The sequence below is a fragment of the Tateyamaria sp. genome, from assembly GCF_039945315.1.
In the GTDB taxonomy this organism is placed as follows: Bacteria; Pseudomonadota; Alphaproteobacteria; order Rhodobacterales; family Rhodobacteraceae; genus Tateyamaria.
Genome location: NZ_JBDUXB010000039.1, coordinates 16,860 through 43,299, shown reverse-complemented (window position 1 = coordinate 43,299; position 26,440 = coordinate 16,860). Strand labels below are relative to the sequence as shown.

Sequence of the window (26,440 nt, the reverse complement as noted above, 5' to 3'; positions counted from 1 at the left end):
ACGTGTTCGAATACATCGAGATGTTCTACAACCCGACACGCAAGCACACCAACAACGGTATGCTGTCGCCGGTTAACTATGAAATCAAACAGAAGAAGATGAACGAGGCAGGCGTCTAGGAAACTAGGGGCACCTCAAACCATCAATCTCGCGCCGGTACTTTAACATCTGAAGTTGTCCTATTTTCCTTAGAGACTTCATCTATATTTTATTGCAATGCCACAACAAGCCCCCATTCCATGCTTTCGTTACGCCAGTCGGCACTTTGCACGACTTTCCCGCAATCATTGGTTTTGCAGCGTTCAAAAGGAAATTTCCCATTCCGTGGCATTGCAACGGACTAGATTATTAGCAGGCTTTTGACACGTAGATTGTATGGCTGCAACGCGGGTAAAACGGGCACTTGGGCAGAACACACGCAGTTATCTAAAATGTCAGCTTCGTCCGCAAGGCGGTCATTGGTGCAGACTGCAGCGAATGGCTGCTCTGAGCCCATTCTACGAGTTCGGATTTCCTGCTGCGTGCGCTCGCAGCGTGGGAAATGCTGCGTCAGCTTAAAATTCGGTGCTGCCGTGCGGCGGAGACACCAGCCAATCGTGAAGAGTGCAGCAAGGATGAGAGGTCGAATTCACACAATGCGGACAACCTGACCTCTGGTTTCTGATCCGCAAAGCCTGCCATGCGTGCATCGCTACAGCGGTGAACAACACATTGGGTAGGCAAGACGCATTCGATTTATGTAGGACTGGCCTTTCAAGACCAGTCATTTGTCAAGAACTGCAAACCCAACATGCAGCGCCCGATCTCGTGGCAGCCATCAGCCAGATATCTTGGCGTCTTGCGCTGCATCCCATCCTAGGTTTGCCAACATTTCACGCGCAATCTGAGTGATCTTGGGGCCAAGCTTTTTGCGGAACGCTGGAGTAAATACCCGTACTGAACCCGTCGCACCGATGGACAGAGTGGCACCCGGCCCGTTTGGCGCCAGGGGGGCTGCCACGGAACACATACCGCGCTCAATCTCCTCGACGCATTCAGCAAAGCCGCGCTTGCGGATGGTTTCGAACTCGGCTTCCAGGTCCTGCACATTTGTCAGTGTGAATTCGGTGTAGGCGCGCAGGCGACCCTCCAAATCGCTGGTCAAGAACAAGTCGGGCGAAAATGCAGCAACGGCCTTTGAGCAGGAACAAGCGTGCAAGGGGCGTTTTCCCAAACCGGGGTGAAGGTATGATACGCCCGTTTCGGGTGTTTCGACGTGAATGATCTCCACCGACTTTCCGCGAAGACGTGACAGAAAGAAAGCCGAGCCATATTGGCCCGCCGCCTGTTTCAGTGTCGGACCGATGATTTCAAGCAAGGCGCGATCGGACTGCTCACTATGGGTGATCTGCTTCAGGCGAAGCCCGATTGAAAACGTTCCTCGGGCGACAGGCTCCAATAATCCGACGGCAACAAGATCTTGAACCAGCCGGTATGCTGTTGGTTTGGGCAGGTCGGAATGCGCGCAGATGTCTGCGACGGTGGCTTCTTGCTTTTGGCCAACGATCTCCAGGATGAGCGTGAGGCGTTCGAGGTGCATTTTCTTTCTTTGTGATATTTCAATTATCATTATATGAGTATCGTCAGGAGATCGCAAGGGAGGATAAAATGTCAGAATGCTGTGGACCGGGCTATGCATCGCCAACAGAGGCGATCCGCGCGCCCCGTGAAAAACTGCTCTACACAATTGCGATCTACACAGGCACGGGCATTCAGAAACCCGACTATCTGGCCACGGTGGATGTGGACCCCGACAGCCCGACGTATTCCCAGGTGATCCACCGGCTGGAAATGCCGGGGATCGGGGATGAGTTGCACCACATGGGATGGAACGCCTGTTCATCTTGTTTCGATGATGGGTCAATGAGCCGCAAATACCTGATCCTGCCGGGGGTGCGCTCCAACAACCTGCACATCGTGGATACTGCGACCGACCCGCGAGCGCCGCGCCTTCACAAAGTGGTTGACGGGGCCGAAATCAAGGCGAAAACCAACCTGTCCGGGCCCCATACCGTGCATTGTCTGGGCTCCGAGATCATCATTTCGATGCTGGGCGACGCCAAGGGCGAAGCTCCAGGCGGTTATCTGCACTTGAATAAAGATTTCGAGATTCACGGCCGTTGGGAAAACTCGATGGGCGAGATCAAGTTCGGCTATGACTTCTGGTACCAGCCGCGCCACAATGTGATGGTTTCGTCAGAATGGGCGGCTCCCAATACCTTTATGCCGGGGTTCGATCTGGAAGAGGTCGGCCATCTGAAATACGGGCGCGAGCTTCACTTCTGGGACTTTGAAAAACGCGAACCTGTCGAGAGTTTCTACCTTGGCGAGGACGGCTTGCTGCCGTTGGAAGTGAAGTTCCACCATGATCCCGACAGCACCCACGGGTTCTGCGGCGCGGCGCTTTCGACAAACGTTATCCACTGGTGGAAAGATGGCGACAAATGGCAGTGGGAAAAGATCATCGATGTTGAGAACGAGATGCATCCCGACTGGCCGATCCCGCTACCCGGCGTGATGAGCGCGATCTTGATCTCGATGGATGACAAATACCTTTATCTCAACAACTGGCTGCACGGCGATATGCGCCAGTATGACATCAGCGATCCACACAATCCTGTTCTGACGGGGCAAGTGTTCATGGGCGGTCTTCTGGGGAAGGCGCCTTCGGTCAATGGGGTTGAGGTCGCAGGCGGGCCACAGATGTTCCAGCTCAGCCTTGATGGCAAGCGGCTCTATGTCACCACCTCGTTGTTCAGCACATGGGACAACCAGTTTTATCCAGAAATCCGCACCAAAGGCGGGGTCATGGTGATGATCGACTGTGATCCGGTTGATGGGGGCATGTCGATCAATCCCGACTTCATCGTGGACTTCGGCAAGGAGCCCAATGGCCCCTCCCGCTGCCACGAGGCGCGCTATCCCGGCGGCGATTGCACAAGCGACATCTGGCTATGACCACGCATACCGTCACCATCGCAAACCGCAACGGCGCGACCTACCCGGTTAATGCCCGCCGCCCGCTACTGGAACAGTTGCGCGACCAGGGCGTCGATTTGCCCTATGGCTGCGAGTATGGCGGCTGCATCACCTGTGCGGCCAAGCTGACCGCTGGTGAGGTGGATCAGCGGCGTCAGGTGGCGCTGAATAACCGTCAGATTGAGAACGGTTATGTGATCTTGTGCGTGGCGCGGGCAACGTCCGACATCACGCTGGAGATCGGGGTTGAGAGCCATGACAGGCTCTATCGAAACCCGTTTCTTGATCCGCTCAAACCACACGAATTGAAGGCGGATATCGCCACGCCAAAGGAGGGTTGACCTGTGCCCGAAGCAGACGTTGATCACATCTATGACTACGATCCAAAATACCTGGCCGACATTCTGGCGTCTGTCAAAACCATTGCCATGGTTGGAGCGAGCGCGGACAAGACCAAGTTCAGCTACGGCGTGCTGCGCCAGTTGAGCGAGATCGGTTATGACATCCTTCCGGTGAACCCCAATCCGCGCGTCACGGAAATCCGCGGCCTCAAGGTCTATCGTTCGCTGGAAGAAATCGAAAAACCCGTCGATATGGTCGACGTATTCCGCCCCAGTGAAGAGCTTTACGGCATGGCTGAAAAGGCGATCGCCATAGGCGCCAAAGTCTTGTGGGGACAAATCGGCGTCTACGACGACCGGGCCGCCAAGCTCGCAGAGGATGCGGGCCTGAAAGTGGTCATGAACCGCTGCCCGAAAATCGAACTCTTCCGCCCCTTCTGGAAACCTAGACTCGATCTGAAAATTTGATGTTCGTCGAGAAACCCACTGCGGAGAATTGAAAAGATGGCTCAGAAAATCACTAAGAGTGCCAAAGACATCGTCAAGCATGCCCTATCATCCGTAACAGCGATCAGCGCCGAAGATGCGCTGGCGCAGGCCAACTCACCCGATCACGTCTTTGTCGACCTGCGCGATGGGGCCGAGCAGGCAAAAACCGGCATAATCGCGGGCGCTGTCGCCTCGTCACGCGGCATGATGGAGTTCCACATTGATCCCGAAAGCCCCGCGCACAAACCGGAATTCAATCTGGACAAGACTTTCGTCTTTTATTGTGCGTCCGGTGGCCGGTCAGCTTTGGCCGCGATGGTTGCCATGGATATGGGCCTTTCGCCTGTCTTGAACATGACGGGTGGTGTGGCGGCATGGAAGAAGGCCGGGGGGACGTTGACGTGACGATCACGGAAACGAAAACCGATCAGGACATCATTCTGCGCACTGATACAGACGGCGTGACCGTGCTGACACTGAACGCGCCCAAATCGATCAACGCCTTGTCCGAGGCGATGTTGCACGCCCTGTCCGATACATTCGACCAGATCGCAGAGGACCGCAGCGTAAAGGCGGTGATCCTACGCAGCGGTGGAAACCACTTTTGTGCCGGTCATAACCTCAAGGCAATGAGCGCGCGCCGCGCGGATGCCAACGGTGGATTCCAGTATTTCCAAGACCTGTTTGCGACCTGTTCGGCGATGATGCTGCGCGTGGTGCGTTTGCCGCAACCGGTGATCGCCGAGGTCCAGGGCATCGCCACGGCGGCGGGCTGTCAGCTCGTGGCGTCCTGTGATCTGGCCGTGGCCGCCGAGGACGCGACCTTTGCGACGTCAGGCGTGAATATCGGGCTCTTTTGTTCAACCCCGATGGTCGCGCTGTCCCGCAACGTGCCGCGCAAGCAGGCGATGGAGATGCTGTTGTTGGGGGAATTCCTGCCCGCCGCACGTGTCGCGGAGATGGGCTTGGTCAACCGAGTGGTTCCACTGCCCGAACTGGAATCCGCTTCTATGGAGATGGCCAGCATCATCGCCGACAAATCGCCCTCTGCGGTCAAAATCGGCAAGCGGGCCTTTTATCAGCAGGCCGAAATGCCGTTAGAGGAGGCCTACGCCTTTGCCGGTCGTACGATGGCCGAAAACATGATGGCGAGGGATGCTGAGGCCGGTATTGGGGCCTTCACTCGCAAAGAACCGATGCCGGAATGGACCGGGGAATGATGTACGAGGGCGCGGAGCTTGCCCGTAACGCAGCAAACCACACGGCCCTTTCACCGGTTTCGATCCTGAAACGCGTCGAGCGCGTTCATCCTGAGTTGCCTGCCCAAATCCATGGCTGCATTCGGCGCAACTGGGGCGAGGTTGCGAAGCGATGCAAACGGCTGGCATCTGCTTTGGCCAAACGCGGCGTCGGCAAGGGTGACACTGTTGCCCTGATCGCACCGAATATCCCCGAGGCGCTGGAATGCGCGCTGGCGGTGCCGATGCTGGGGGCTGTCCTGAATGCGAACAACACGCGGTTGGATGCAGGAACGATTGCCTATATTCTGGATCACGGCGAGGCAAAGGTCTTGCTGGTTGATACCGAGTTCTCATCGGTCGCCGCCGAGGCCGTTGCGCAATCGGGTCGTGACCTGCTGATCGTCGATATCGAGGATAGAGAAGGACCGGGCGGCGAGAAAATTGGCGCATTGACCTATGATGATTTGCTGGCCGAGGGGGAGGCGGAATTTGCCTATGCCCTGCCAGAAGACGAATGGGACGCGCTGGCGCTGAACTATACCTCCGGCACCACAGGACGGCCAAAGGGCGTTGTCTATTCTCATCGCGGTGCCTGGACCAATGCGGTCAACAACGTCGTCACGTGGGAAATGCCGCACCATCCCGTCTACCTTTGGACGCTGCCGCTGTTTCACTGCAATGGCTGGTGCTTTCCCTGGACCATCACCATGCTGGCAGGAACACACGTGTTCCTGCGCGCCCCAAGGGCTGATGCGATCTATGACGATTTTGCTGATCATGGTGTCACACATCTGTGCGGTGCACCGATTATCATGTCCATGATCTCGGGCGCTGTGGAAAAACGCGAATTTCCGCAAAAGATCAAGATGATGACCGCCGCCGCCCCACCCCCTGCCAGTGTGATCGCAGGAATGGAGGCGATGGGCATCTCGATCACGCACGTCTATGGCCTGACCGAGGTCTATGGTCCCGCCGTTGTTTGCGCGGAAAAGCCCATTTGGGCGGATTTGCCACCGGAAGAACAGGCGACCTTGAAAGCGCGCCAAGGCGTGGCCTACGAATTGCAAGAAGACGTTTTGGTCCTGAACCCCGACACCGGTGCGCCGGTGCCCTGGGATGGCGAAACATTGGGCGAAATCGTGTTTCGCGGCAACATCGTCATGAAAGGCTATCTGAAGGCCCCCGACGAGACCGCCAAGGCCTTCAAGGATGGGTGGTTCTGGTCTGGCGACATCGCGGTGCAGCACCCAGATGGCTATATCGAAATCCGTGACCGGTCCAAGGACATCATCATTTCGGGAGGGGAAAACATCTCGTCCATTGAGGTTGAAAAAGCGCTCTATTCGCACCCTGCCGTCAGCCTTTGTGCCGTCGTGGCAATGCCGGACGAAAAATGGGGTGAAGTGCCTTGCGCCTTCGTCGAACTATCGGACGACGCCACCGAGGACGAGTTGCTGGCTCATGCCAAAACCCGCCTCGCCGGATACCAGAGCCCCAAGAAGGTGATTTTCGGCGAGTTGCCCAAAACCACGACTGGCAAGATCCGAAAAAACGAACTGAGAGATCTGATCCGCTCCAAGAGCTGACCCCGACATAAACGACTGGATAAATACCATGGCTCACGAACTCGACTTTGCCCAATTCAGCTTTGGCACACAGGTCCGAAAATCCCCATATTCCGACGCGGCCCTTCGCTGGGGTGCAAAGGGGTTTTCTGTTTATAACCACATGTACATCCCCCGCGATTTTGGCGATCCGGGTCAGAACTTCTGGAACCTGGTCAATGAGGCGATCCTGTGCGACGTCTCTGTCGAACGTCAGGTCGAGATCAAAGGCCCGGATGCGGCGAAATTTACCCAATTTCTCAGCTGCCGTGATTTGTCGAAATGCCAAGTTGGGCAATGCAAATATGTGCTGATCACAGACCAACACGGCGGGATCATCAATGACCCAATCCTTCTGAAACTTGCCGAAGATCATTTCTGGCTGTCGATTGCGGACAGCGATGTGTTGCTTTGGGCGCGGGGGATTGCAGTGAATTCTGGCATGGATGTCGAGATTGCCGAGCCCGACGTGTCACCGTTGCAGTTGCAGGGCCCCAAGTCCCGCGACATCCTGCGTGCGGCCTTTGGTGATGCGCCGACAGAACTCAAATACTACCGGTTCATGGAATTTGACTGGGATGGTGTGCCACTGATCATTTCACGCACCGGATGGTCCAGCGAATTGGGTTACGAGATTTTCCTGCGCGATGGGTCACAGGGTGACCGGCTTTGGGAACATCTGATGGCCGTCGGCGCCCCCTTTGGTCTGAAGCCCGGCCACACGTCAAGCATTCGGCGGATCGAGGCGGGCATGTTGTCCTACCATGCGGATATGACTCTAGCGAATAATCCCTATGAGTTGGGCATGGAACGTCTCGTCGATCTCGACATGGAAGCGGATTTTGTCAGCAAGAAAGCACTGACCAGAATCAAGGAACAGGGCGCGTCGCAGTTGCTTGTGGGCCTGGAAATTGACGGCGATCTCTTTGTCGGGTCCAACGACTTCTTTTGGCCGGTCCTGAAAGATGGCAAGCATGTCGGGACCGTCACGTCTGCGATCTATTCTCCAAGACTGGAAAAGAACATTGCACTTGCGATGATCAGCATCGATCATACAGCATTGGACACAACGCTGCAGGTCGACAAGCTGAGCGAAAAGCGCGCTTGCACTGTAGTACCGATGCCCTTTTATGACCCATAAGAAATCGCTTGCGACGGCAGGTGAACAGGGCCGCGGCAAAGTAGTTTCGGGGCGAAATTTCCGCAAGCTGAGCTCGAAAGCGGATCAAACTGTGACCATGGCAAAATTGAATTTGGCATTGAACAGTGTGATTTCGTACCCAGGAAAATCTACGGGCGCAGCAAATGGCGGCAACGCGTTTGGCGGATGCGGCATTCGAACATCGTGCACGACATCAGATGCGGCCCGTCACTGCAGCCACGCATGTCGGCTTTCCTCGCTGATCAGGCAAAAGGCTCCAAGTCCCAGGATCAGCAGTATTGTTCTAAATCCTTTGCCCGCGCATGTTTAGTTTTGTGTCCCATCATTCAGGAAGGCCCGAAAATGCGAAGCACAAAAACAATTCATGTGGTTTCCTGCCATGCTGAGGGTGAGGTCGGTGACGTTATCGTCGGAGGTGTGGCGCCGCCGCCCGGCGAAACGCTATGGGACCAACGCAATTGGATCGCGAAAGATCAAACCCTGCGAAACTTTGTCTTGAACGAGCCGCGTGGTGGTGTGTTTCGTCACGTGAACCTATTGGTGCCTCCCAAACATCCTGACGCCCAGATGGGTTGGATCATTATGGAGCCGGAAGACACACCGCCGATGTCCGGCTCAAACTCGATCTGTGTCGCCACAGTGTTGTTGGACAGTGGCATCATTCCGATGGTCGAGCCGATCACCGAGATGGTTCTGGAAGCACCCGGTGGACTTGTTCGCGTCCGGGCCGAATGTCGTGATGGGAAGGCCCAGAGAATTACCGTTCGAAACCTGCCTTCATTCGTTGGCGAGACTGGGATTACGCTCGACGTTCCGGGCATCGGAGAACTGATCGTCGATACCGCCTATGGCGGGGATAGTTTTGTCGTGGTCGAGGCGGAGAAACTGGGCTTCAGTCTGGATGCGCCCGAGGCCGGTCGTCTCGCCGAAATTGGGGTGCGAATAACCGATGCCGCAAATGAACAACTGAGCTTTTGCCACCCTGAGAACGCTGATTGGGATCATTTTTCGTTTTGTCTTTTTACCGGGCCCTTAGAGCGGAAGGGTAATCGGCTGCGTACAAAAGCAGCAGTGTCAATCCAACCGGGGAAGGTGGATCGTTCACCTACTGGGACGGCATTGTCTGCTCGTATGGCGCTCTTGCATCGATCCGGTCAGATGAAATCCGGAGACGCAATAACGGCGCAATCAATTATCGGCTCTGAGTTTCATGGACGGATCTCGGGAACAACTATGGTCGGTGACAGACCGGCGATTGTTCCAGAGATCACAGGCCGCGCTTGGATAACGGGTACGCACCAACACATGCTTGATCCAGATGACCCTTGGCCTGAAGGCTACCGATTAACTGACACTTGGCCGTCTTTTGGATCGACTTAATAGAGTGACTTCAAATCAAAGCGGCTATTCAGACGGACCTCCTGAATAGCCGCAATGGTCCGCGACATGCTATTTCCTGCTCCATGCGGCGAAAAGATTGTTTGAGATTGGGCACGGCTGCCTTGTTTGAATGACCACTATGGTGAACAGTGTTGTGCTGCCATGCAACCATTGCCGCATCTGCAAAGTAATGCTGCACCGGCAATAGCTGCGTGCGCATAGGTCGGGTTTGTCCGCAACTCGGTCATTGGGGCATCGCACATCGAAGGTCCGCTTTGTGGCATTTTGGTGCGTTAGAATTTCATAGGTCTAGAGCCCAAACAAAAATCCACCAACGGCACTGAGGGGGATATTTAGGGGGATAGGCGTAATTAAGCTGACAACTTACTTCATTTAAATCAGTTCACTATCTGAATTTAATGGTGCCCCCACACGGACTCGAACCGCGGACCTACTGATTACAAATCAGTTGCTCTACCAGCTGAGCTATAGGGGCATTGCGGCGTGTCTCTAATGCCAAGCGAAGATGGTGGCAAGATCAAATATGCATGTCAGGCAGAGGTTTTATCCCAGCGAAATTCCACTATACCTTGCAGTTAGCCCGATAACGGAACTCAAAGGCAACACAAATGCAACTGGTGCTGCATGCAGGCGCACATTTTACCGAAGAAGATCGGCTGTTGCGTTGCCTTTTGCGCAATGCGCAAGAGTTTTCGAACCGGGGTGTAGCTGTCCCTGGACCTGGGAAATATCGGACTCTGCTGAAGGAAACCGTTGCCGCTCTGCAAGATGCCCCGCCTGCATCTGATGCGCGGGATGTTTTGTTTGATTTGATTCTCGAGGAAGAAAACGCGGATCGAGTGATCCTGAGCCAGATGTTCTTATTTGGCGCGCCACGCGCCTGCGTGCGCAACGGCATGATATATGAATCTGCGCCTGAACGTGTGGCCCAACTGGCAGCCCTCTTTGAACATGACGAATTCGAGCTGTTTCTGGCCCTGCGTAATCCCGCGACTCTGCTGCCCGCACTTTTCGAACAAGCGCCACAAGAGAACATGGACAGTTTTCTGCGTAGTGTGAGTCCGTATATGATTAAATGGTCTGACACGCTGACTGCGATCCGCGCCGCTGCACCAACCGTCAAAATCACCGTATGGTGTTTCGAAGACACGCCAATGATCTGGTCCGAAATCGTACGCGAAATGGCCGGACTTGATCACGGCCATCCCATTATTGGCGCTTACGATCTGCTGGGTGATATAATGTCAAAACAGGGCATGGATCGGTTTGAAGCCTACATCAACGACCATCCAGACCTGACCGAAATACAAATCAGGCGCGTTATCGCCGCGTTCCTGGACAAATTTGCGGTCGAAGGTGCAATCGAAGAAGAACTGGATGCACCCGGCTGGATCGAAAGTGACATCGACGCACTGACCGAGATTTACGAAGATGACATGGGCGCGGTCGCCCGCATTCCCGGTGTGACGTTCATCGCGCCATAAAACATTTGGCCCGATCGCTTAGTTTTGGGCGCTGAACCGCGTCAGCTCATGCCCAGCGCTTCTTTGTACATTTCCAGCACCGCTTCTTCCTCGGCGATGTCATCCTTGTCGCGCTTGCGCAGCGCGATCACCTTGCGCATGACCTTGGTGTCGTAACCGCGCGCCTTGGCCTCGGCCATTACTTCTTTTTGCTGGTCAGCGAGATCCCTTTTCTCCATGTCCAGCCGTTCAATCCGCTCAATAAACTGGCGCAGTTCATCGGCTGTGACGCGGTAACTTTCGGCGTTGGTGGCAGTGTTGGACATGCGCGGCTCCTCGCGGCTGGGGGGTGGTGCGCCTCGATAGCCGCGCAGGGTGGGCACCGCAAGAGGCAACCCGGCTTGCCAATGCGCAGCTCCTGCGATAGCCCGGCGGCCATGGAAAACGACACTGGTATGAGCATTTTTGATGGACTGATCTGGGGCGGCGCAGCGCTGTCTCTGGTGGGGCTTGCCGGGCTTGTGTGGTGCATCATCAAAGTCTGGTCGGCAAGACGTGCCGGGCTTGACGATGAAGCTATGCGGGCGCTGATGGCGCGGGTGCTGCCAATGAACCTTGGAGCTCTGTTTGTGTCGGTCATCGGTCTGATGCTGGTGATTGTCGGCATCTTTCTGAAGTAGCAAAGGGGCAAGGCGATGGAGATGGCTTGGCTCTACGGTCTGCTTGGAGGGCTGTTGATTGGCACCGGGGGCGCTGTTCTGCTTTTGGGAACGGGACGCATCATGGGTGCCAGCGGGATCGTTGGCGGACTGGTGGACGGCACCGGTTCAGACCGTGGTCCAACATTGGTCTTTCTCATTGGGCTCATCGGAGCCCCTGCCCTGCTCACCTTTGGCGGCTGGGCTGTGGCCACTCAGGCGACGTCCCAACTCTGGCTTCTGATCCTCGGGGGCCTCTGTGTTGGCGTTGGTACGCGCTTTGCCAATGGTTGTACGTCGGGCCATGGGGTGTGTGGTCTGTCGCGGCTTTCGCTGCGCGGGCTGGTGGCGACCCTATTTTACATCGGCGCTGGCGTTGTGACGGTCAGCATTGTGCGGATTGGATTCGGGATATGATGCGTGCGGTTCTTTCTCTGATCAGCGGCGCCCTGTTTGGCGCCGGTCTGCATAATCGGGCATGACGGATACCACCCGTGTGCGCGGTTTTCTCGACATTGCTGGGCAATGGGATCCGACGCTGGCCTTTGTGACGGGCGGCGCAATCCTGCCCATGTTGCTGGCGTGGAGGATGACGCGCGGGCGTGTGCCGCTCGCCGGTGGGGCATTTCCGCCCTCCCCTGTCCAGACTCTCAACCGTCCGCTGGTTTTTGGGTCCATCCTGTTCGGGATCGGTTGGGGTCTTGTGGGCCTGTGCCCAGGACCGGCCATTGCCTCGATCAGTTATGGCGGATGGCCAGGGTTGGTGTTCCTTGTTGCAATGCTGGCGGGAATGTGGGCGGTCCCGCCGCTGCGTCGCATGCTGGACAGACAGACGTCGCACGCCTAAACCGTCGGCATGGATATTCGCCAAATCACACCGACCTATTTCGTAGCCCCACAGTTGGATCCCGCCGACATGCCGGACGTTGCAGCTGCTGGCATTACAACCATCATATGCAATCGCCCCGACGAAGAGGTACCGCCCCCCTTTCAGGCGGACGCCATGGAAGACGCGGCGCGTGCGGCTGGCCTTGGCTTTGTCCGCCTGCCCCTGACGCATCAGGCGATGACCCCGCCTAATGTCGCGGCGCAAAAGGAACACGCGACCTTAGCGGACGGGCCCGTATTGGCTTATTGCGCGTCCGGAACCCGGTCCACCGTTGTGTGGTGCTTTGGGCAGGCCGGAGAGATGGCGACCGATGACATTCTGGCCACAGCCCGTGCGGGCGGATACGATCTGGAGAACCTGCGCCCAACACTGGAGGCCATCGCACAAGCTAAGGGTGGCGCCTGAGCGGAGCTGCCTGCAACTAGCTGGCGGCCTGCATTTCCAGATCCGGCAAGTCCGCCAAATCTGGCAAATCATCAAGTTCCGGCAACTCTGCCAAATCCGGCAAAGCCTCAAGATCTGGCAAGTCCTCCAGACGAGGCAGACCGTCCAAGTCTGGCAGATCACTCGTATCGTCCTTATCGTCTTCGACGGGAAACGGTTTGTCAGTGGTGTCGTCAGAGGCGACTTGCGCGCGCCGCTCCACGATGGGCGGCAATGCGGTCAATGCATTGTCCAATTCTTCGGCACTCATGTCCACTTCGCGCGACACGGTTGTGCGGCGACCTGAGGCCGTCAGAACTTCAACTTCAGGCATATCAAAAAGAGGTTTGTCGCTGGCACGACGCAGAGGCCGTTCGGCGTGTAGTGGGGCACGGATCGGTTTCACGGCGCGCACACCATCCACATGCCCAACCTCACCGCGCCCAAGGATACGACCCGTCGCGGTCGTGATTTGAACATTTGGGAACGCTCCCGGTGTCATTTCGACAGTATCCCCAACCTTCAATGCGTTCAAACGGCTCAGAGGCAGATTGATCTGGCAGAGCACCATCCGCAAATCCGCATTCAACCCCATTACAAGCTTGGCCATGTCGGCCTCCTGATGGGCCTCCTCTGGGTCTGGGTCCGTACACGCCTCGTCGGGTTGCTCGGCGCGCGCCTCAAGCGTTGGCAGAACAGAACCACTTCACCCTGTCGGGCGCCGCGCGCGATATCCAGCGTCAGACGGATCGTGATGTAATCGGACGCATCCAGCGCCAGTGCCAGCGTGCGCGCATCATGCGCTTTGGCTCCAAACTGATGACCATCAATCAACTCCGCCTCATCAGGTTCATCCAAGAGAGGGACCATCCGTTCAAAAAGCGCATCCAGAAGTGGTGCGCAAATTGCCGCATCCGTGCGTGTCATCGCCCGTTCGGGGTCAGGGCCCGGACTAACATTGCCGACGGTTTGTTGCTGGATCATGGCGCCGACCACAACTGGTGCGAACATCGCTGCCCCAATGCACCCGTTGGGGCCATCGAGGATCAGCAGCAACTGGTCGTCATCAAGCACCGCCTCCACATCTTCCCCTTTGATGTCCTGAATCGTTACACTCAACACAGCCGCAGGCAGGTCCATCAACGCGTCCGCCACCTTGGCTAACGCAATGCGCAACGCCTTTTGCAGCGTCATGGCCTTGGCTTTGCGCTCGCTTCGGGCGTTTGCGGTGATGCGCGCCAATACGGTCTGGTTTTCAGTGTCGTCCATATCCCCTGCCGTAAACCGGCCTGCAATTACGCTGTCAGCTTTAATGAGGATTGGTTACCAACCGCTTTAGACCGCTCGACAAATACCAGCACGCCAGATGTGCCTATTGCGCAGCAAGGGCGCTCTGGCTTGGTAAATGCACCACAAAGGTGTTCCCGCTTGTCTCGCGCACATGAGTGACGTCCCCGCCCAGACGGGTCATGATCTCGCGGCAGATGGCCAGCCCCAGCCCCGCACCTGACCCGTCTTGATTCCCGACGCGCGCAAATTTCTCGAAAATCACGCGACGATCGTTATCCGGGATCGGGGTTCCATTATCGGCAAAGGACACAGACAGATTCGGACCATCGCGGTTCACCGAGATCACAAGTTCCGGTGCCTCAGCGTCGCAGTATTTCTGCGCATTCGTGATCAGGTTGATGAACACCTGTCCCAAACGATCATGGTCGGTCGACAGCATAATCGCCTCTTCTACGTGGCATCGGCGGATGGTGAGCGGCTCGGTGCTGCCCGCTTGCGCAGTCCGTATGGACTTTTCCAATAGGTCACCCAAACCGCCGGTTTCGTGGCGCAAGGACACCTGCCCGTTTTCAAGCACGCTGAGGTCGAGCAAATCGTCCAGCAACCGTGTCAGCCGCATCGCCTCCCCATGTATGATTGAGGCATAGCGGGTCTTTTCAACCTGACCCATGCCTTCGGTGTCGCGCAAAATTTCGGAGAACGAACGGATTGAGGTCATGGGCGTGCGCAGTTCATGGCTGATCTGGCTGAGAAAGGCATCCTTTTGAACTGAAAGTGCGGTCAGATTCTGGTTTGCCTCACGCAATTGATGGGCCGTGCGCGACAACTCGTGTGACTTCGCCTCTAGCTGGTTGGAGTATTCTAGGATCTGAGCAGATTCGTCGGCCACCGCCATCAGGTCCTGCACCGATACTGATGCACCGCCCACAAGTTGACTGATCATCGCATGGGCCGTAGCCGCGCCCACACTGGCTGCCAGTTCCCGTTCAAGGTGCTGCAAGAACCCTTGAGTGGCCTCGGGCAAACCACCGTCCAGTCCCTGCCGGGAGGCCTCAAGGCGAAACAGCTTTTGTGCTTCGTCCGCGCCGAGGATCCGCTGGGTCATGACCATCAGGTCCTCGCTTGTGGCGCGGGCTGCATCCCAGCCCTGCGCGCGCCCGGAATGGTCAAAGACATTGACAAATTGCGCGCCCTGCAGCCGTTCGAGCGGACTGGGAAAGGTCACAAGGCTCACAACGATAAAGGCGGCGATGTTCAGCGTGATTGACCAGGCCACCGCGTGCACCGTCGGATCAATCCCTTCAATCCCAAAGAGGGCATGCGGGCGCACCCATCCAAGGCCGAAAAGTCCCTGTTCGAAGACACTTGACGACAAAACGACGCCGGGTCCGAAACTGGGTAAAAGTGAACAGAACACCCAGATCGTGAATCCCATGAGCAGCCCGGCAAGCGCCCCCCAGCGCGTGGCCCCACGCCAAATGATCCCCCCCAGCATGGCCGGCAGAAACTGAGCAACACCGACAAAGGAAATCAGCCCGATTGCCGCCAGCGCTGCACCACCGCCGGAAAACCGATAGTAGACATAGCCAAGACCGATAATCAGCAGGATTGAAGCACGCCGCGACAGGATCACTACGTCGCGCACGTCGCCAGACACCTGCGCCCCCTCGACACGTGAACTGAGCCAGACCGGCATCACAATATGGTTTGACACCATCGTGGACAGCGCGAGCGTAGCCACAATCACCATTGAAGTCGCTGACGAAAACCCACCTAGAAAACTAAGGGTAGCAAGCCCCACCTGTCCTTCTGCCAGCGGTATCGTCAGAACGAATAGGTCCGGGTTGGATCCTGCTGGCATCAGATCAAGGCCAACAACAGCGATGGGCACCACAAACAGGCTCATCAGCATAAGATAGAGAGGGAACGCCCAACTGGCGATTTGAAGATGCCGCTCGTCTTCGTTCTCGACCACCATGACCTGAAACATGCGCGGCAGGGCCAGAAAGGCCGCTGCCGACAGCGCCGTAAGAGCCAGCCAGCGGCTGCGATCCATTTCCCATTTGCCAATGGGCGAGGTGTCAATACGCTCCATCATGGGGGCCATGCCTCCTGCCACGCCCCAGACTACAAAAACACCCACAGCCAGAAGGGCAATCAGCTTGACGATGGCCTCTACCGCGATGGCAATGACCACGCCGTTATGGCGTTCGTTGACGTTGAGATTACGCGTTCCGAAAAGGACGGTGAACAGCGCCAAACCAAAGGCGACCCAGAACGCGGCACCGGTCTGGTTCAACGCGCCCGCTTCGGGTTCAGCAAAGATCGCCAGGGACAGAGTCACCGACTGAAGTTGCAGGGCGATGTAGGGTGTTACCCCGATTACGGCCATGATCGTTACGACTATGGCCAAAAGGTTCGATTTGCCAAAGCGGGACGAGATCAGGTCAGCAACAGATGTGGCCCGCTGCGCGCGGCCCACCCGCACCAGCTTGCGCAACGCCCACCACCAACCGATCATCACCAGGCTGGGACCAAGGTAAATGGTCACATATTCCATGCCCGAGCGAGCCGCATAGCCCACCGCACCGTAGAATGTCCAAGCCGTGCAGTAGATTGACAAGGACAGCGTATAAACGAGAGGCGAGCGCAGCCATGTGACCTTCCCTCTCGCGGCGGCCCGCTCTGCAAAGAAGGCGATGGAAAAAAGGAACGTGACATAGATCAGGCTGACGCCGATCAGCAGATTTACCGAGGCCATCAGAGCAGCTCGTCGCTTGCGTCCTCACCCATCTCGGGACGCGCACGCAACAAGGACCACAGAGAAAACCCGGACGCAATCAGAGCCAACCATACGACGAAGACGTATGTGACTGCAGTGGACAACGGCACCGCCTCGGGTGCTGTGGGCCCGTCCGCAGGCGTTGGCCAGAACAGTGGAAGCATCCACAAGAATACTCCAAGGATCGGCAACAGGCGCAGTGCATCCATCATCCTGCGGCGGCGATAACTGCGCCGCTCAAGGAAGACAGGCGTGGCGCCTTGTGTGCTCATTGCGCCAGCTGCACGAGGTCACGCACGGCGGTGACCACTTCGATATTCGAAAACGGTTTGGTCATGAACCGGCTGACACCGGCCTTTTCGGCCTGCTCACGGTCGCGGGCCTGACCACGCGCGGTCAGCATCAGAACCGGCATCGACTGAAAATCCGGTTCCGCACGTAGTTCGGTCAGGATGTCGAGACCGCTTTTGCCTGGCAACATATGATCCAGCACGACAAGGTCCGGCCGCGCTGCTCTGATTGCATCCATGGCCGTTGCCCCGTCCGAGTGGGTGTCGACCTGCCATCCTTCTCGACTGAGCAAAAAGCTGATGGCTTCTATGATATTGACCTCGTCCTCGACGAGCAGAACATGCTTGCCCAATGTGCGGCTCCTCCCCTACGCACCGTCGCCGCTGGCGATCCGTATCAAACGGTGCTCATCAACGATGCACAGCAACTATGTGCGGTTTTGGCGGGCCTGTCAAAACGCCTTAGAACCCTTCGCTCAGGATGGACGGCTCGCGCCGGCTTTGACACTGCGCAGCCGGGCAGATTCTGCAAGCCGGTCCGACATGGAATGGGGGCGGCCCATCTGCGTCTTCGGGCGCAGTCACCGGAACGATCAGCATGGTGGAATGCAGCAGAGGTGGCGTGTTTACTTCAACATACCCGACCGGCTCGGCCGTTGCGTAGCAGTCAAACAGACCTTCCGCCCGCGACGGCATGCGCACTCGCTGAAACAACACCTGCCCAGGAGCACCGAAGGCCTGAAATAATGGCCAGAGTGGGCAACCTGCACCAAAACGCGGCAGAGTGAACCCCTCAACCCCTTTGCGAAACAGGAGACTGCCGGCCCGGTCAGCAACCAAAAGGCCAATGCCGAGATCAGGTATGGAAATCAAACGACGCAGGATACACCCGACCGATACCCGAAAGCGGGCGGCGAGTGCGGTTGGGTCGATCCCGAGATCTTCCAGCCCTATACCCAATTCGACTAGTGACACCTTGGCACTGTCTGCACTCATCCGTTCCAACACCCCTTGCGCAATGTGGCGTGCGGCCACCGATGTCAGTTCTGGTGCACTTTCGACAATCTGAGAAGTATCGGCTTCTCCGGCCTCGATTGCCTCAAAGGCATAGTTGCGCGCCTCCAAAAAAGCCTCGACGTCTTCCTGAGGCGTGCCCGTATGCGCAGCCTCTCCTGTTTCTGGATCAAGGAAGCTGACCAGAGTTTTCGAACTGTCCGCAAGACGGCGACTGTCCGCGTCGATGTTGGCATGAAACCGATCGCGCCACTCTTCGGGCAATTCCTTGTCCCCAGCCAGAATGGACGCCGTAGAGCGGATCGAGGCGGCTGTGGACAGCACTTCGTGGACCGAGGCGGCGACTTCCGGGTCGTGAGCAAGTCGATCACTTAGCACCTCGACAGTATGCTCCAGCCCGGCAAGCTTGCGGTGGGCCAAGGCAAGCGCATCCGCCCAACCCGGAAACCGCCCCACGAAATCCTCAGCCCGGTCCAGTTCGCCTTCGGCCATTGCAGCGCCGCTGCCCGCTTCTCGCAACGTGGCGATCATGGCCGCCTCGGCACCTGTGGTCAGGGCCGCGGGCTCAACGCCAAGTGCCGCTGCAATGTCGAGGAGCAGCTTCCCGCCGATTCTGCGCCTGTTGTGTTCGATCAGATTTAGGTAGGACGCCGATATCCCGATTTCACGGGCGAGCGCGGATTGCTTGGTGCCAGCCATAACGCGGCGATCGCGGATCCGGGTGCCTGTCAGTGCGTCACGCATGGTATACCTCCCATTGATTTCGCGTTCTTTTTCAACGTGTTTCTGCGCTGCAACATAATTAAATTTACAAGATAGGCCGTGCCGTTGTGTATATCTTTACAAGATAATTGTGAAAAACAAGGGGTTTATTGCTTGGTTTTCACATTTTGCGCGATAAGGGATTTGCATCAAAAGGTGCCGCGCGTCTCCCCTGAGGAGAGGGGACTGCGCATTTCAACAAATGGGAGGATTTTCATGTCCAAAATGAACCTGACACGTCGCGGTGTTCTAAAAACCGGCGCAATTGCCGGCGCCGGTGTCGCTGCACCAACGATTTTCACGGCACAATCCGCCGCGGCGTTTACCAACGAACCCACTGGCTCGTCGGTTACTCTGGGTTTCAACGTACCACAATCCGGCCCCTACGCTGATGAGGGTGCAGACGAACTGCGCGCTTATGAGCTTGCAGTCGAGCACCTGAACGGTGGCGGCGACGGCGGCCTGATGAACACATTCTCGTCCAAGGCCCTGCAAGGCAACGGCATCATGGGCAAGAAGGTTGAGTACGTAACCGGCGACACGCAGACGAAATCTGACGCAGCCCGCGCTTCGGCCCGTTCGATGATCGAAAAAGACGGCGCCGTCATGATCACAGGCGGTTCGTCCTCCGGTGTGGCCGTTGCCGTTCAGGCGCTTTGCCAAGAGGCGGGCGTGATCTTCATGGCCGGTCTGACGCACTCCAACGACACAACGGGTAAAGACAAGAAAGCCAACGGCTTCCGTCACTTCTTTAACTCGTACATGTCTGGTGCTGCTCTGGCCCCGATCCTTGCCAACAACTACGGTACGGACCGTCGCGCCTATCACCTGACAGCGGACTACAACTGGGGTTACACCACAGAAGAAGCCGTGCGCACATCCACCGAAGCCATGGGTTGGGAAACTGTTGCAGCCGTGAAAACACCGCTGACGCAGACTGACTTCTCTTCTTACATCGCGCCTGTTCTGCAGTCCGGTGCTGACGTTCTGGTTCTGAACCACTACGGCGGAAACATGGTGAACTCGCTGACCAACGCGGTTCAGTTCGGCCTGCGCGACAAGCTGGTGAACGACAAGAACTTCGAAATCGTTGTTCCGCTCTACTCTCGCCTGATGGCGAAAGGTGCCGGTGCCAACGTTAAGGGTATCTTCGGCTCCACAAACTGGCACTGGTCGCTGCAGGACGAAGGCTCCAAGCAGTTCGTTCAGTCCTTCGGTACCAAGTACGGCTTCCCACCCAGCCAGGCGGCGCACACGTGCTACGTTCAGGCGATGCTGTACGCGGACGCTGTCGAGCGGGCCGGTTCGTTCAACCCATGTGCGGTTGCCGAAGCGCTCGAAGGCTTCGAGTTCGACGGAATGGGCAACGGCCCAACTCTGTACCGTGCCGAAGACCACCAGTGCTTCAAAGACGTGCTGGTTGTGAAGGGTAAAGAGAACCCAACTTCCGAGTTCGACCTTCTTGAGATCGTCGAAGTCACGCCAACATCTCAGGTCACGTATGACGCGTCGATCTTTGGTGGCGAGCTAGGTTCCTGCAACCCAGGCGCGTAAGCGTACCAAAATGAGGGTGGGCAATTTGCCCACCCTACCCTGCCCGGGCCTCAAACGCCGCATGGCACAAAACGTTCCAACCAAAGGTTAGGCCGATGGAAGCGATCATCCTTCAAATTCTCAATGGACTCGACAAAGGCTCCGCCTACGCGCTGATTGCGCTGGGGCTGACGTTGATCTTTGGCACGCTTGGTGTCGTGAACTTTGCCCACGGGGCGCTGTTCATGATCGGCGCATTCTGCGCTGTAACACTCAGCCGTCTGCTGCAAATCAGCCATACCGTCATCGACGAAACGCAAAAAGACTTTTTGGGCAACCCACTGCAAGTCGAGGTACCTTACCTCTACGATATTTTCGGGCAGGCTACAGGGGATGTAATAATCGACTGGGCGGTGCCCATTTCGATTCTGTTCGCCATTCCAGTAATGGTCCTGATCGGCGTCGCCATGGAGCGCGGCCTGATCAAACACTTCTACAGCCGCCCCCACGCCGACCAAATCCTTGTAACCTTTGGTCTGGCCATCGTTCTGCAAGAGATCATCAAGTACTATTACGGTGCCAACCCGATCCCAACTCCTGCCCCAGAGGCATTCAAAGGGTCGTTTGATTTTGGCGCAGTTCTTGGTTTTGATCCCAACACGATCATCTATCCATACTGGCGACTGGTCTATTTTGCCTTTGCGGCCATTATCATTGGCGGCGTATTTGCCTTCCTCCAATTCACCACCTTCGGGATGGTTGTACGGGCCGGAATGGCAGACCGCGAAACGGTCCAACTGCTGGGCATTAACATCGACAAACGCTTCACACTGATGTTCGGACTGGCTGCCGCCGTCGCGGGTCTCGCTGGGGTGATGTACACACCGATCAACTCGCCGAACTATCACATGGGCATGGACTTCCTCGTCCTCAGCTTTGTGGTGGTGGTTGTCGGAGGCATGGGCAGCCTGCCCGGCGCGGTGCTTGCGGGGTTCCTGCTTGGCATTCTGGAAAGCTTTGCGTCGATGCGCGAGGTCTTGGAATTCCTGCCCGGTATCAACCAGATCATCATCTACCTGGTTGCAATCATCATTCTGCTCACCCGTCCCCGTGGCTTGATGGGCCGCAAAGGCGTGATGGAGGATTAAACCATGCTCGGACTAGACAAAAAACACACAAACCTCCTGTTGCTGGTCTTCGTACTTACGTTACTGGCCCCTTTCATCCTCAACCCCTTCCCTGAAGGCTCGGGTATGGCGCAGTTCAACGCGGGCTACCCTGACCTGATGCAACGGTTCGTAATCTTCGGTATCTTTGCCATCGGTTTCAACATTCTGTTCGGCCTGACCGGCTATCTGTCCTTCGGACACGCCGCTTTCCTCGGTGTCGGTTCTTACGCCGCGATGTGGATGATGAAGCTACTGACGATGAACATCATTCCGGCGATAGCTGTGTCAGTCGTAGTCGCGGGACTGTTTGCCCTCCTGGTCGGATGGATCAGTCTGCGCCGTTCGGGCATCTATTTCTCGATCCTTACGCTCGCATTTGCGCAAATGTCTTATGCTCTTGCCTATTCGGTACTGACACCCATCACGGGCGGTGAAACGGGTCTGCAGCCCAAATTGCAGGATCCGCGCATTCTGGACGGCGCACTGGCTGACGGTGCATCGCCCAAGGCCAACCTGTTCGGGCTCGAAATGGGCTCCAGCTTTGAATGGTCCGTGGGATCATGGCTGTTCACCTTTAACGTGGGCTACTACGTGGCGGCGATTGCAATGCTGGCAAGCTTTTATCTGGCGATCCGCATCTTCAACTCGCCTTTCGGGATGATGTTGCGCGCGATCAAATCAAACCAGCAACGCCTGAACTACACCGGCCTCAATGCACGTCCATACACCCTCGCCGCCTTTGTGGTGTCAGGCATGTATGCAGGGCTTGCCGGTGGTCTGATGGTTGCGATGGACACCCAGGTCGGCGCCGAGCGCATGTTCTGGACAGCCAGCGGCGAGGTGGTTCTGATGACCATCCTTGGCGGCGCGGGCACACTGATCGGACCGGTCCTGGGCGCGGGTATGATCAAGTACATGGAAAACATCATGTCCAAGATCAACTCGACCATCCTGCATGAATGGTTCGCCTTTCTGCCAGATGGGCTTGAGGACTTCGTCGTCACGCTGATCTATCCCTTCATCGGCAAGGGCTGGCACCTGACACTGGGCCTGATTTTCATGCTGGTCGTAATCTTCCTGCCTGGCGGGTTGGTCGAGGGCGGACAGCGGATCGCACGCCTGTTCAAGCGCAAAAAGCCAAGTTCGGACACCCCGGACGGCAAAACCACACCTGCGGAATAAGGAGCCTCTCACATGGGTATTCTCGACATCAAAAACGTGGGCAAACGGTTTGGCGGTCTGCAAGCGCTTGGAGACGTAAACCTGAGTGTGGCAGAAAACTCCTGCCACGCGATCATCGGCCCCAACGGAGCGGGCAAGTCCACGCTGCTGAACTGCCTCGTGGGCAAGCTGATACCAGACACAGGCTCGGTCATGTTCGACGGCAAGTCGGTTCTGGGACGCAAGCCCTACGAGATCAACCAGATGGGTATTTCCCGTGTGTTCCAGACGCCAGAAATCTTTGGTGACCTGAGCGTACTGGAAAACATGCTGATCCCCTGTTTCGCCAAACGTGACGGATCCTTCACGCCGAACGCGTTTATCGACATGTACAAGGACCGCGAGATCGTAGAGCGGGCCGAGCACATGCTGGAAGAAATGGGTATGGCCGATGCGCGCAGCGACAACGCGGCCACAATGTCCCGCGGCAACAAGCGGCGTCTGGAAATCGGCATGTGTTTGGCGCAAGAGCCACGCCTGCTGCTGCTTGACGAACCGACCGCTGGCATGGCGCGGGCCGACACGAACAACACCATCGATCTCTTGAAGCAGATCAAGGATGAGCGCGACATCACCATCGCAATTATTGAGCACGATATGCATGTGGTGTTTTCCCTCGCCGAGCGGATCACGGTGCTGGCTCAAGGCACGCCTCTGGTCGAAGACACGCCGGACAAAATCAAGGGCCATCCCAAAGTCCGCGAAGCTTACCTTGGCGAAACGCAAGAAGCTGCCTAATCGAAATCGTAGGTCGGAGGCATCCTCCGCCCTACCCCGCCCAAAAGCGAGGACAACGACATGAACGTCAAACCAGACTTCACAAAAGGCGTCAGCCACGCCCAGACCGCTCCGGCCTTTCTGTCCGTTTGGGACATGCATGCCTATTACGGCGAAAGCTACATCGTACAGGGCATCAGCTTTAATGTGCACGAAGGCGAAATCCTTGCCCTGCTCGGACGCAACGGAGCAGGAAAAACGTCTGCTCTGCGCTCAATCGCGCGCATTGGCGACCCACAAGTGACCCATGGCGAGATCTGGCTGGACCACCAACCGCTGCACAAGATGTCCAGTCATGAGGCGTCACAGGCCGGATTAGGTCTCGTACCCGAAGATCGCCGCATCATTCCCGGCCTCACAGTCGAGGAGAACCTTAAACTCGCACAGATCGCTCCCCCAATTGGCTGGTCGATCGAGCGGCTTTATGGGCTGTTCCCGCGTCTTGGCGAACGCCGCACGCAAGAGGGCACCACCCTTTCCGGGGGCGAACAACAAATGCTCGCAATCGCACGGGCACTGGCCCGCGACATCAAGGTGCTGCTTCTGGATGAACCCTACGAAGGCCTTGCGCCTGTGATCGTCGACGAGATCGAAAAAACGCTCGGCATCATTAAAGAACAGGGGATCACGACAATCCTTGTGGAACAAAACGCGGTTCGCGCGCTGCAGCTGGCAGATCGAGCCGTCATTCTTGACACCGGCGGCATCGTCTTTGATGGAACTGCCGCCGAGGTGCTGGAAAACGAAGAGTTGCGCGCGGAATACCTCGCAATCTGATCTCAGGTCTGCTTCAGGAAAGAATCTACCAGCACGGGGCCGTTGGCTCCGTGTTTGCATTTTTGAGCCCGGCCGCCCCTACCAACGCACCCTTGCTGCACTGAGAATAACCCGAGGTCATCAAGGGCGCTTTTCACCGCCACAATCGCCCGCTATACACGCACCACTGTATGGCATGGGGGCTCCTTGCCGATGCCAAAGGCTTGAGGACAAAAATGAGCAAAAAAAATCAGGACGCCGACGTCGCCTTTATCCAGGCTCTGGCAGAACTGCTGCGTGAAAACGATCTGACCGAAGTTCAGGTGAAACGCGAATACGGCGAAGATGACAGCCTGAACGTGCGCGTCTCGCGCCACACTGGACAGCAGGTCGCTGTTCAGGCCCTGCCCGCCGCAGCACCCGCCCCAGCCGCCAGCGCGCCGGCAAGCCCGGCTCCCGCGGCAGCGGCACCCGCGGCTGATCCCGCGGATGACCCCGGCGCCGTGCCGTCTCCGATGGTCGGCACTGTCTATATGCAAGCCGAGCCCGGGGCACCCGCCTTCATCTCGGTTGGCCAGAAAGTGGCCGAAGGCGATACATTGCTGATCGTCGAGGCGATGAAGACCATGAACCACATCCCTGCCCCGCGTGCAGGCACCGTCAAACGCATCCTTGTGGACGATGGGGCAGCGGTCGAATTTGGCGAACCTCTCGTCATCCTCGAATAAGGGGGCGCGCATGTTCAACAAAATCCTGATTGCCAACCGGGGCGAAATCGCGCTGCGCGTTATCCGGGCAGCACGTGAAATGGGCATTGCAAGCGTGGCCGTTCACTCCACCGCAGACGCAGATGCCATGCATGTCCGTATGGCCGACGAATCCGTTTGCATCGGCCCTCCGTCATCCGCGCAATCTTACCTGTCCTTTCCGGCCATCATCTCGGCCTGCGAAATCACCGGCGCCGAGGCAATCCATCCCGGCTATGGTTTCCTGTCCGAAAACGCCCAGTTTGTTCAGATCGTCGAAGATCACGACCTGACCTTTATTGGTCCCACAGCGGAACATATCCGCGTGATGGGTGACAAGATCACGGCCAAGGATACGATGAAGGCCCTTGGCGTTCCTTGTGTGCCCGGATCCGACGGCGGCGTGGATACATTGGAAGACGCCCAAAAACTTGGTGAAGAGATGGGGTATCCCGTTATCATCAAAGCCACAGCAGGCGGTGGCGGTCGCGGCATGAAGGTCGCTCAGACGGCGGCCGACATGGAAAGCGCGTTCATGACCGCACGGGCTGAAGGCAAGGCTGCCTTTGGCAATGACGAAGTCTACATCGAAAAGTATCTCACCACTCCGCGCCACATCGAAATTCAGGTCTTTGGCGACGGTAAGGGACGCGCTGTGCATCTGGGCGAGCGAGACTGTTCGCTGCAGCGCCGCCACCAAAAAGTATTCGAAGAGGCCCCCGGCCCTGCGATTTCCGCCGAAGAACGCGCCAAAATCGGCAAAGTCTGTGCGGATGCGGTTGCCAAGATCAACTACATCGGCGCGGGCACAATCGAGTTTCTCTACGAAAAGGGTGAGTTCTTTTTCATCGAGATGAACACGCGCCTACAGGTGGAACACCCCGTGACAGAGGCCATTTTCGGCGTCGATCTGGTGCGCGAACAAATCCGCGTGGCCTCCGGCATGGAAATGACGTTCCAGCAAGAAGACCTTGAGATCAACGGTCACTCGATCGAAGTCCGCCTGAACGCAGAAAAGCTGCCGAATTTCTCACCTTCGCCGGGTCGGATTACGCAATACCACGCGCCCGGCGGCCTTGGCGTGCGCATGGATTCGGCCCTCTATGACGGCTATTCGATCCCACCCTACTACGACAGTCTGATCGGCAAGCTGATTGTGCACGGACGCGACAGACCCGAGGCACTGGCCCGGTTGCACCGCGCCTTGGGTGAGCTGATCATCGATGGTGTGGACACGACCGTCCCCCTGTTCAACGAATTGCTGGCAGAACAAGACATTCACACCGGCAATTACAACATCCACTGGCTTGAACACTGGCTTGAAACCCACATGGCCTGAGGCGGCAAAAGCACGCTTTAGATTGGGTTGGC

General features: G+C 57.1%; 27 protein-coding genes, 1 tRNA gene and 2 pseudogenes. 21 read left to right on the top strand and 9 right to left on the bottom strand.

Annotated features, from left to right (window positions below; all coding sequences use genetic code 11):
* Window positions 1–119, top strand: a 119-nt coding sequence (locus ABJD00_RS13210) for an IS3 family transposase (protein WP_413828753.1), incomplete at its 5' end; no start/stop codon positions are given.
* A gap of 698 nt (window positions 120–817) precedes the next feature.
* Here the strand turns inward: ABJD00_RS13210 and ABJD00_RS13205 are convergent.
* A complete protein-coding gene (locus ABJD00_RS13205; RefSeq protein ID WP_413835747.1) occupies window positions 818–1,579 on the bottom strand; it encodes an IclR family transcriptional regulator in 762 nt (253 codons plus the stop codon).
* 68 nt (window positions 1,580–1,647) lie between these two features.
* Between ABJD00_RS13205 and ABJD00_RS13200 the strand changes: the two genes are divergently transcribed.
* The 8 genes and pseudogenes from ABJD00_RS13200 to ABJD00_RS13165 all read left to right on the top strand — a co-directional run bounded on the left by ABJD00_RS13200 (window position 1,648) and on the right by ABJD00_RS13165 (window position 9,235).
* Complete coding sequence (locus ABJD00_RS13200; RefSeq protein WP_413835750.1) at window positions 1,648–2,997, top strand: selenium-binding family protein; 1,350 nt, start codon at window positions 1,648–1,650, stop codon at window positions 2,995–2,997.
* Window positions 2,994–3,359 carry a 2Fe-2S iron-sulfur cluster-binding protein gene (locus tag ABJD00_RS13195; RefSeq protein WP_413835752.1) on the top strand — a complete coding sequence of 122 codons (366 nt, stop codon included), beginning with the start codon at window positions 2,994–2,996 and terminating at the stop codon, window positions 3,357–3,359. Before ABJD00_RS13200 ends, ABJD00_RS13195 begins: the two co-directional genes overlap by 4 nt.
* A 3-nt stretch (window positions 3,360–3,362) precedes the next feature.
* On the top strand, window positions 3,363–3,827 hold the full coding sequence (locus tag ABJD00_RS13190) for a CoA-binding protein (protein ID WP_413835754.1): 465 nt from the start codon (window positions 3,363–3,365) through the stop codon (window positions 3,825–3,827).
* A gap of 36 nt (window positions 3,828–3,863) precedes the next feature.
* On the top strand, window positions 3,864–4,253 hold the full coding sequence (locus tag ABJD00_RS13185) for a rhodanese-like domain-containing protein (RefSeq protein WP_413835756.1): 390 nt from the start codon (window positions 3,864–3,866) through the stop codon (window positions 4,251–4,253).
* On the top strand, window positions 4,223–5,068 hold the full coding sequence (locus ABJD00_RS13180) for an enoyl-CoA hydratase (protein WP_413835759.1): 846 nt from the start codon (window positions 4,223–4,225) through the stop codon (window positions 5,066–5,068). The genes ABJD00_RS13185 and ABJD00_RS13180 overlap by 31 nt, the downstream gene beginning before the upstream one ends.
* Window positions 5,065–6,675 carry an acyl-CoA synthetase gene (locus ABJD00_RS13175; RefSeq protein ID WP_413835761.1) on the top strand — a complete coding sequence of 537 codons (1,611 nt, stop codon included), beginning with the start codon at window positions 5,065–5,067 and terminating at the stop codon, window positions 6,673–6,675. Before ABJD00_RS13180 ends, ABJD00_RS13175 begins: the two co-directional genes overlap by 4 nt.
* 28 nt (window positions 6,676–6,703) lie before the next feature.
* A pseudogene (locus ABJD00_RS13170) lies at window positions 6,704–7,853 on the top strand (glycine cleavage T C-terminal barrel domain-containing protein); the annotation flags it as partial.
* A gap of 344 nt (window positions 7,854–8,197) precedes the next feature.
* Window positions 8,198–9,235, top strand: coding sequence for a trans-3-hydroxy-L-proline dehydratase (locus ABJD00_RS13165; RefSeq protein WP_413835763.1), 1,038 nt, complete (start codon window positions 8,198–8,200; stop codon window positions 9,233–9,235).
* Between the two features lie 420 nt (window positions 9,236–9,655).
* Here the strand turns inward: ABJD00_RS13165 and ABJD00_RS13160 are convergent.
* Window positions 9,656–9,731 (bottom strand) — tRNA-Thr (locus ABJD00_RS13160).
* 133 nt (window positions 9,732–9,864) lie between these two features.
* Here ABJD00_RS13160 and ABJD00_RS13155 point away from each other — a divergent pair.
* Complete coding sequence (locus ABJD00_RS13155) at window positions 9,865–10,740, top strand: hypothetical protein (protein WP_413835766.1); 876 nt, start codon at window positions 9,865–9,867, stop codon at window positions 10,738–10,740.
* A gap of 41 nt (window positions 10,741–10,781) precedes the next feature.
* On the opposite strand, the gene ABJD00_RS13150 is transcribed toward ABJD00_RS13155, so the two are convergent.
* The gene (locus tag ABJD00_RS13150) at window positions 10,782–11,045 is read right to left on the bottom strand and encodes a DUF2312 domain-containing protein (RefSeq protein WP_413835768.1); all 264 of its coding nucleotides are present in this window, start codon (window positions 11,043–11,045) and stop codon (window positions 10,782–10,784) included.
* A 129-nt stretch (window positions 11,046–11,174) separates the two neighbouring features.
* Between ABJD00_RS13150 and ABJD00_RS13145 the strand changes: the two genes are divergently transcribed.
* The 4 genes and pseudogenes from ABJD00_RS13145 (at window position 11,175) to ABJD00_RS13130 (ending at window position 12,711) form a co-directional block, all read left to right on the top strand.
* Complete coding sequence (locus tag ABJD00_RS13145) at window positions 11,175–11,399, top strand: hypothetical protein (protein WP_413835771.1); 225 nt, start codon at window positions 11,175–11,177, stop codon at window positions 11,397–11,399.
* A gap of 21 nt (window positions 11,400–11,420) precedes the next feature.
* Window positions 11,421–11,834 (top strand): YeeE/YedE family protein, encoded by a 414-nt coding sequence (locus tag ABJD00_RS13140; protein ID WP_413835774.1) that lies wholly within the window; start codon window positions 11,421–11,423, stop codon window positions 11,832–11,834.
* A pseudogene (locus ABJD00_RS13135) lies at window positions 11,834–12,264 on the top strand (DUF6691 family protein). Before ABJD00_RS13140 ends, ABJD00_RS13135 begins: the two are co-directional and overlap by 1 nt.
* 9 nt (window positions 12,265–12,273) lie before the next feature.
* The gene (locus ABJD00_RS13130) at window positions 12,274–12,711 is read left to right on the top strand and encodes a TIGR01244 family sulfur transferase (protein WP_413835777.1); all 438 of its coding nucleotides are present in this window, start codon (window positions 12,274–12,276) and stop codon (window positions 12,709–12,711) included.
* A gap of 16 nt (window positions 12,712–12,727) precedes the next feature.
* Here ABJD00_RS13130 and ABJD00_RS13125 read toward each other — a convergent pair whose 3' ends face one another.
* The 6 genes from ABJD00_RS13125 to ABJD00_RS13100 form a co-directional block, all read right to left on the bottom strand.
* Complete coding sequence (locus ABJD00_RS13125; protein ID WP_413835779.1) at window positions 12,728–13,339, bottom strand: FliM/FliN family flagellar motor C-terminal domain-containing protein; 612 nt, start codon at window positions 13,337–13,339, stop codon at window positions 12,728–12,730.
* Window positions 13,324–13,998 (bottom strand): hypothetical protein, encoded by a 675-nt coding sequence (locus tag ABJD00_RS13120; RefSeq protein ID WP_413835782.1) that lies wholly within the window; start codon window positions 13,996–13,998, stop codon window positions 13,324–13,326. Before ABJD00_RS13120 ends, ABJD00_RS13125 begins: the two co-directional genes overlap by 16 nt.
* A 103-nt stretch (window positions 13,999–14,101) precedes the next feature.
* On the bottom strand, window positions 14,102–16,780 hold the full coding sequence (locus ABJD00_RS13115) for an ATP-binding protein (protein WP_413835785.1): 2,679 nt from the start codon (window positions 16,778–16,780) through the stop codon (window positions 14,102–14,104).
* Window positions 16,780–17,073, bottom strand: a complete 294-nt coding sequence (locus ABJD00_RS13110; RefSeq protein ID WP_413835787.1) for a hypothetical protein — start codon at window positions 17,071–17,073, stop codon at window positions 16,780–16,782. The genes ABJD00_RS13115 and ABJD00_RS13110 overlap by 1 nt, the downstream gene beginning before the upstream one ends.
* Complete coding sequence (locus tag ABJD00_RS13105) at window positions 17,070–17,444, bottom strand: response regulator transcription factor (RefSeq protein ID WP_413835789.1); 375 nt, start codon at window positions 17,442–17,444, stop codon at window positions 17,070–17,072. Before ABJD00_RS13105 ends, ABJD00_RS13110 begins: the two co-directional genes overlap by 4 nt.
* A gap of 109 nt (window positions 17,445–17,553) precedes the next feature.
* Complete coding sequence (locus tag ABJD00_RS13100; protein ID WP_413835791.1) at window positions 17,554–18,849, bottom strand: short-chain fatty acyl-CoA regulator family protein; 1,296 nt, start codon at window positions 18,847–18,849, stop codon at window positions 17,554–17,556.
* Window positions 18,850–19,083: 234 nt separating this feature from the next.
* Here ABJD00_RS13100 and ABJD00_RS13095 point away from each other — a divergent pair, with 234 nt between their 5' ends.
* The 7 genes from ABJD00_RS13095 (at window position 19,084) to accC (ending at window position 26,408) form a co-directional block, all read left to right on the top strand.
* The gene (locus ABJD00_RS13095) at window positions 19,084–20,421 is read left to right on the top strand and encodes a substrate-binding protein (protein ID WP_413835793.1); all 1,338 of its coding nucleotides are present in this window, start codon (window positions 19,084–19,086) and stop codon (window positions 20,419–20,421) included.
* A 95-nt stretch (window positions 20,422–20,516) separates the two neighbouring features.
* Entirely contained in the window at window positions 20,517–21,548 is a 1,032-nt protein-coding gene (locus ABJD00_RS13090; protein WP_413835795.1) for a branched-chain amino acid ABC transporter permease, read from the top strand.
* Window positions 21,549–21,551: 3 nt separating this feature from the next.
* The gene (locus tag ABJD00_RS13085) at window positions 21,552–22,751 is read left to right on the top strand and encodes a branched-chain amino acid ABC transporter permease (RefSeq protein WP_413835797.1); all 1,200 of its coding nucleotides are present in this window, start codon (window positions 21,552–21,554) and stop codon (window positions 22,749–22,751) included.
* A 12-nt stretch (window positions 22,752–22,763) separates the two neighbouring features.
* Complete coding sequence (locus ABJD00_RS13080) at window positions 22,764–23,528, top strand: ABC transporter ATP-binding protein (RefSeq protein WP_413835800.1); 765 nt, start codon at window positions 22,764–22,766, stop codon at window positions 23,526–23,528.
* A gap of 60 nt (window positions 23,529–23,588) precedes the next feature.
* Window positions 23,589–24,344, top strand: a complete 756-nt coding sequence (locus tag ABJD00_RS13075) for an ABC transporter ATP-binding protein (RefSeq protein WP_413835803.1) — start codon at window positions 23,589–23,591, stop codon at window positions 24,342–24,344.
* Between the two features lie 215 nt (window positions 24,345–24,559).
* Window positions 24,560–25,051, top strand: a complete 492-nt coding sequence (accB, locus tag ABJD00_RS13070) for an acetyl-CoA carboxylase biotin carboxyl carrier protein (protein WP_413835805.1) — start codon at window positions 24,560–24,562, stop codon at window positions 25,049–25,051.
* A 10-nt stretch (window positions 25,052–25,061) separates the two neighbouring features.
* Complete coding sequence (accC, locus tag ABJD00_RS13065; RefSeq protein WP_413835808.1) at window positions 25,062–26,408, top strand: acetyl-CoA carboxylase biotin carboxylase subunit; 1,347 nt, start codon at window positions 25,062–25,064, stop codon at window positions 26,406–26,408.
* Window positions 26,409–26,440 lie beyond the last annotated feature (32 nt).